The following is a 5,753-nucleotide window of genomic DNA, read 5'->3' on the forward strand; positions in this document are numbered from 1 at the left end:
CTGCACGTCCTTGGCGCGGGCCTCCTTGCCGTTGATACGGTAAAGCGAGCCGGCCTCACGCTCGATGCGGCGCGACACCTGCAGTTCGTCGGCATCGTTGAACGCAGCGGGCGCCGAGCGGTCACTGTTGTCGAGGAAAAGCGTGACTTCGGCGGTGTTGCGTGCCGGGCGCGTGCCCGAGCCGGAAAAGATGACGTCGTCCATGCCGGACGCGCGCATGTTCTTGTAGGAGCTTTCGCCCATCACCCAGCGCAGCGCCTCGACAAGGTTCGACTTCCCGCAGCCGTTCGGCCCGACAATGCCGGTCAGTCCGCGTTCGATGACGAACTCGCCGGGCTCGACGAAGGACTTGAAACCGAGGAGGCGAAGGCGCGAAAACTTCATTCGCGCCGCCCACTAAGCGGATTACCGTGGTTTTGCGATGAGAATTCGCGGCACGACCGGAAGCCGCGCACGCCGAAGCGCCGCCGCCTCAGGGCTGACTGGACGTCAGAGCAGAGGGTCGATGATGGCCGACATTTCCTCAATCGACATCGCCCCCTTGTAGGTCTTACCGTTGATGAAGAAGGTCGGTGTCGAGTCGACCTTGAATTCATTGGCGCCACGCTTCTGGACCGATCTCACATCGTCCAGAAGTTTCTGGTCCGTCAAGCAGGCCTCGAAGGACTCCTGTGTAAAACCGGCGAGCTTCGAGATTTGCAGCAGTGCATCCTTGGTGTTCTGAACGCCAGCCCAGTTCGCCTGCTGCCTGAACAGGACGTCGACCATAGGGTAGTAGTTGTCCTTGGCGCAGCGCGCCAGCATAAAACCGGCTTCGGCACTCGGATCGAACGGGAATTCGCGCAGGATGTAGCGCGCCTTTCCGGTGTCGATGTACTTGGTCTTCAGGTCCGGAAAGGTGGTCTCGGCGAAATGCGCGCAGTGCGGGCAGGTCATCGAGGCGTATTCGACGATGGTGACCTTGGCGTCGTCCTTGCCAAGCTGTTTGTCGGGCAGCGCACCCGGCTTCATCAGTTCCGCCATGTCCACGGTGCCCTGGGCTTCCGGCGCGGTGGCGGCGGCCGGCGTGGCCGGCGTCGCGGGGGCGGCCGGGGCCGCAGGCTTCACATCCGCGGCCTTCGCCTCCTCGCCAGAGTCGCTGCAGGCGGCGAGCAGGGCCACCGCCGGAATGGCGGCCAGCGAAGACAGGACGTTTCTGCGAGACAAGCTTTGGCCAAACGGGGGACGGTTCATACGAATCACCTGACAAGGGTTGGATTTTGCAATGCAAAGACACGAAAAGGCGAGAGTTGGCGCGAATTAAGGCATCTCGATCCCCAATCCAATCGCGAAACCTGACAAGGGCGATCACGAATGCGAGATATTGACGACGAATCCATGACTTTCTTCAAGACGCCTATGACTTTCTCTCCCCAATAATGGTCGCGCCAAGTCTCTCCAACGAGGCGCGCAGTTCATCATTATCGACCAGGCCGACAGTTCCCGACAATTTCGTCTTCTCAGCCGCCGTCAGCGGCCTCAGGGCCGGTTTGCGCCTTCCTTTGTCGGTTGTCACCGGCTTCTGCAGGATCCTGATGCGATTGATGGCGGTGAAGCCGAGGAAGGCATTGACCCGGTTGATGATCTCGCCCGTCTCGTGCTGCAGATGAAGTGCCGCCATGCCTTCGCAGGCAATGACCAGCACGGCCGGCTCGAACGGATCGTCCTCATGCATACGGCGCGGCCATTGGATTTTTTCGGGGCGCGAATGGCTGGCCAGCCGCGGGCCGGCGATCTCGTCCCATGACTGGACGAGGCCGATCGAAATGCCAGCCCGCTTGCGCAGCACCGGATCGAGGATCCTGGTCGCGAGATCGCTGACCGGGACGGGATTGCCGTAGGGCGTTCTGCCTGCCATGTACGTCCTCCAGCCAAGACCCCAGCAGATACCGGCCAGGCCGATACAGATCAATGGCACCAGCAGACCAGACCCGCAAGACCGTATCCTGGGATAGTGGCAAAGCCGCATCCGGGGATAGCAGCAGAGCTGCATCCGGGCATATCGCGTCCCGCCTGCTAGGCTGGTACGACGCGCATCACCGTGAATTGCCGTGGCGCATCACGCCTCGTGAGCATGCGCGCGGCGTGCGGCCTGATCCCTACCGTATCTGGCTCTCCGAGGTCATGCTGCAGCAGACCACCGTCGAAGCGGTGAAGGCCTATTTCCGGATTTTCGTCGAGAAATGGCCCGATGTCGGGGCGCTGGCCGCGGCGCCGGCGGAGGATGTGATGAAGGCCTGGGCCGGGCTCGGCTATTACTCCCGCGCCCGCAATCTCAAGGCCTGTGCCGATCTTGTGGCCGCGCGTGGCGGCCGGTTTCCCGACACGGAAACGGCTTTGAGAGAACTGCCAGGCATCGGCGCCTATACGTCGGCGGCCATCACGGCGATTGCCTTCGACCGTCCCGCCGCCGTTGTCGACGGCAATGTCGAACGCGTCATTTCCCGGCTGTTTTCGATCGCAACCCCGCTGAGCGAAGCCAAGCCCGAAATCCGTGCCCATGTCGATCGCATGGTGCCCGGGACAAGGCCTGGCGACTTCGCCCAGGCGATGATGGATCTCGGCGCCACCATCTGCACGCCACGCCGGCCGCGCTGCATGCTGTGCCCGCTGCGCGAAGACTGCAGCGCGGTCGTTTCAGGCGATCCCGAGCACTTCCCGGTGCGCCTGCCCAAGGCCGACAAGCCGCAGCGGCACGGCGCGGCCTTTGTCGCCGTGCGGGCCGACGGCGCCATCCTTCTGCGCAAACGGGCGGAGAAGGGTTTGCTCGGCGGCATGACCGAGGTGCCGACGACGGGTTGGACCGCGCGGATCGATGGGGCAACCACGGAAGCGGCCGCGCCGTTTCCCGCCGACTGGCGGCATGCGGGCCGCATTGCGCATGTCTTCACGCATTTCGCTCTCGAACTCGAAGTCTTTCACGCTCACATCAAAGGTGATGCGCCAGACGGGCATTTCTGGTCGCTCGCTCACGAGATTTCCGGCGAGGCGCTGCCGACTGTCATGAAAAAGGCAATCGAGGCTGCGATACCCGGCGCGACGAAAAAGCCGTCGCCACACAGTGCAAAGAGGCCCCATGACTGAAATACGCCACATCGTTTTCGACATCGGCAGAGTGCTGATCCACTACGATCCCAACATTCCGTTCAGCCGCCTCATTCCGGATGCCGAAGAGAGAAAGTGGTTTTTCGACAATGTCTGCACGCATGATTGGAACATCGAGCAGGATCGCGGCCGGACCTGGGAAGAGGCCGAGGCGCTGCTGATCGCGGACCATCCCGATCACGCGGAAAACATCCGCGGGTTCCGCCGCCACTGGCACGAGATGGTTCCACATGCCTATGACGACAGTGTCGCCATCATGGTCGGTCTGATCGAGAGCGGCCACGACGTGACCATGCTGACCAACTTCGCCAGCGACACGCTGGCCGAAGCCCGCGAGCGCTTCGATTTCCTCAATCGTCCACGCGGCGTCACCATCTCGGGCGAAATCGGCATGATCAAGCCGGATCGCGGCATCTACGATCACCACGTCGCCGCGTTCGACCTCGAACCGTCAGCCACACTGTTCATCGACGACAGCCAGAAGAATGTCGACGGCGCCAAGGCGGCCGGCTGGCAGTCGGTGCTGTTCACCGATGCAGAGACGCTTCAAGCAGACCTCGAACGTCTCGGAATCAAGGCTTGATTTGAATCACTTCGCGCGATCCGTTGAGCTTTGAATCAACGGCATTCGAAGCAATTGGCAGGGGTTCAGGCCCCTGCCCGCTCCATGCCGAGCCGCGCGATGCGGCGAAGCTCGTCGATCGGGGTCAGGCCACCGCTGCGCTCATAATGCCAGAAGGTCCAGCCGTTGCAGGCATCCAGCCCCTGCACTTCGGCGCCGATCTTGTGGATCGAACCGGCGCTGTCGCCGATCGCCACCGTACCGTCGGCGCGCACCTTGGCGGCCCAGCGCTTCTTGGCGTCGTAGAGCGTCGCACCCGGCATCATCAGGCCGGTGTCGATCAGGCTGACGAAAGCAACGCGCGGTTCGGCCCGCTTGCCGGTCAGCACGGTGAGATCGGCGCCATCCAGTGGCCGCACCGCGTCGATGCGCTCGTTGGCGGCGTCGATATAGGCCTGCTCGCGTTCGATGCCGACGAAATGGCGGCCGAGACGCTTGGCCACCGCGCCCGTGGTGCCTGAGCCGAAAAAGGGATCAAGCACGATGTCGCCAGGTTTGGTCGAGGCCATCATGATGCGGGCAAGCAGCGCTTCCGGCTTCTGCGTCGGATGCAGCTTGTCGCCATTGTCGTTCTTCAGCCGCTCGCCGCCGGTGCAGATCGGAAACAGCCAGTCGGAGCGCATCTGGATGTCGTCGTTGGACGCCTTCATCGCTTCGTAGTTGAAAGTGTACCCCTTGCCCTTCTGGTCGCGCGTAGCCCAGATCATCGTCTCATGCGCGTTCTGGAAGCGGCGGCCGCGGAAATTCGGCATCGGGTTGGTCTTGCGCCAGACGACGTCGTTGAGGATCCAGAAGCCGAGATCCTGCATCTTGGCGCCGACACGGAAGATGTTGTGATAGGAGCCGATGACCCAGATGGTGCCGTTGGGTTTCAGCACCCGGCGCGCCGCCAGCAGCCAGGCCCGCGTGAAAGCGTCATAGGCCTCGAAACTCTCGAACTGGTCCCATTCGTCATCGACGGCGTCGACCTTCGACTGGTCGGGGCGGTGCAGGTCGCCGTCGAGCTGCAGATTGTAGGGCGGATCGGCGAAGATGACGTCGATCGATTTTTCGGGCAGCCGGTCGAGCGCGGCGACGCAGTCGCCCTTGAGGATCGTGTCCAGCCATTCGGATTGCTGGGGGGCGTGGGATAGCTCGTCGAGAAGACGCACGGCAGACATTCTGACACCCAGGGCACGCGTTACTGTTTACTCCTGGTTATGGTTACCGATCAGCGTAAATATTCCGTGAAGGCCAAGGCACGGGTGGGGCGAATTTGCGAAGGCGGCCCTGTTGGTGTATGCCGCGCCGCCTGAGCCTTCCGAGGCCGCTTCGCCCTCCCATTGTCCGGATCACCATGCCCCAGCCAGACCTTGTCATCTTCGATTGCGACGGCGTGCTCGTCGATTCCGAGATCATCGCCGCCCGTGTCGACGCCGAGCTTTTGACCTTGGCAGGATACGAGATATCGGCTGAGGAGATTTCGGAGAGCTATGCCGGCCTGACCTTCAAGGACATCATGCTGCGGGTCGAGGAAAAGTCCCGCATCCCCTTCCAGGCCTCTCTGATCGACAGGGAGGAACAATTGGTCGACCGCAAACTGCGCAGCGACGTCCGCGCCATCGATGGCGCGCGCGAGGCCGTTGCCGCGGTAACCGTGCCGCGCTGCGTCTGCTCGAATTCACGCTCCGAGCGGATCGAATTCATGCTGGAGAAGGTGCATCTTTTGCCGTTTTTCGCCGACCGGATTTTTTCGGCGATGGAAACACCGACCGGGAAAACGAAACCGGCGCCGGACGTGTTCCTGTTCGCGGCGGAGAAACTCAACGCCAACCCGGCGAACACTTTCGTCATCGAGGATTCCGTGCACGGCGTCCACGGCGCAAGGGCGGCGGGCATGCGGGTGATCGGCTTCACCGGAGCCGCCCACAGCTATCCCGGCCATGCCGACGCGCTCACCGAGGCCGGCGCCGAAACGGTGATCCGCCGCTGGGCGGAGCTGAAAAGC

7 protein-coding genes are annotated in these 5,753 nt (G+C 62.7%); 3 read left to right on the forward strand and 4 right to left on the reverse strand.

Going from position 1 to position 5,753, the window contains the following annotated elements:
- The 3 genes from EN749_RS29295 to EN749_RS29305 form a co-directional block, all read right to left on the reverse strand.
- A partial coding sequence (locus EN749_RS29295; protein ID WP_145991043.1) for an AAA family ATPase occupies positions 1-384 on the reverse strand: 384 nt, incomplete at its 3' end.
- Positions 385-489: 105 nt separating this feature from the next.
- Positions 490-1,233 (reverse strand): DsbA family protein, encoded by a 744-nt coding sequence (locus EN749_RS29300; RefSeq protein WP_127268828.1) that lies wholly within the window; start codon positions 1,231-1,233, stop codon positions 490-492.
- 163 nt (positions 1,234-1,396) lie between these two features.
- Complete coding sequence (locus EN749_RS29305; protein ID WP_128364466.1) at positions 1,397-1,897, reverse strand: DUF721 domain-containing protein; 501 nt, start codon at positions 1,895-1,897, stop codon at positions 1,397-1,399.
- A gap of 53 nt (positions 1,898-1,950) precedes the next feature.
- Here EN749_RS29305 and mutY point away from each other — a divergent pair, with 53 nt between their 5' ends.
- Together mutY and EN749_RS29315 are read left to right on the forward strand one after the other, a co-directional pair.
- Positions 1,951-3,123 (forward strand): A/G-specific adenine glycosylase, encoded by a 1,173-nt coding sequence (mutY, locus tag EN749_RS29310; protein WP_128288855.1) that lies wholly within the window; start codon positions 1,951-1,953, stop codon positions 3,121-3,123.
- Complete coding sequence (locus EN749_RS29315) at positions 3,116-3,727, forward strand: HAD family phosphatase (RefSeq protein ID WP_127395640.1); 612 nt, start codon at positions 3,116-3,118, stop codon at positions 3,725-3,727. The genes mutY and EN749_RS29315 overlap by 8 nt, the downstream gene beginning before the upstream one ends.
- Positions 3,728-3,792: 65 nt before the next feature.
- Here the strand turns inward: EN749_RS29315 and EN749_RS29320 are convergent, their stop codons facing one another.
- Positions 3,793-4,926, reverse strand: coding sequence for a site-specific DNA-methyltransferase (locus EN749_RS29320; protein WP_127268824.1), 1,134 nt, complete (start codon positions 4,924-4,926; stop codon positions 3,793-3,795).
- A 176-nt stretch (positions 4,927-5,102) separates the two neighbouring features.
- On the opposite strand from EN749_RS29320, the gene EN749_RS29325 reads away from it, so the two are divergent.
- On the forward strand, positions 5,103-5,753 hold a 651-nt coding region (locus tag EN749_RS29325; protein ID WP_145991044.1), incomplete at its 3' end, for an HAD family hydrolase.

The organism is Mesorhizobium sp. M7A.F.Ca.ET.027.02.1.1, assembly GCF_004022985.1.
GTDB lineage: Bacteria > Pseudomonadota > Alphaproteobacteria > Rhizobiales > Rhizobiaceae > Mesorhizobium.

Coding starts and splice junctions, on each gene's coding strand:
- EN749_RS29300 (WP_127268828.1), bottom strand. CDS start 1,233: ATGAACCGTCCCCCGTTTGGCCAAAGCTTGTCTCGCAGAAACGTCCTG.
- EN749_RS29305 (WP_128364466.1), bottom strand. CDS start 1,897: ATGGCAGGCAGAACGCCCTACGGCAATCCCGTCCCGGTCAGCGATCTC.
- mutY (WP_128288855.1), top strand. CDS start 1,951: ATGGCACCAGCAGACCAGACCCGCAAGACCGTATCCTGGGATAGTGGC.
- EN749_RS29315 (WP_127395640.1), top strand. CDS start 3,116: ATGACTGAAATACGCCACATCGTTTTCGACATCGGCAGAGTGCTGATC.
- EN749_RS29320 (WP_127268824.1), bottom strand. CDS start 4,926: ATGTCTGCCGTGCGTCTTCTCGACGAGCTATCCCACGCCCCCCAGCAA.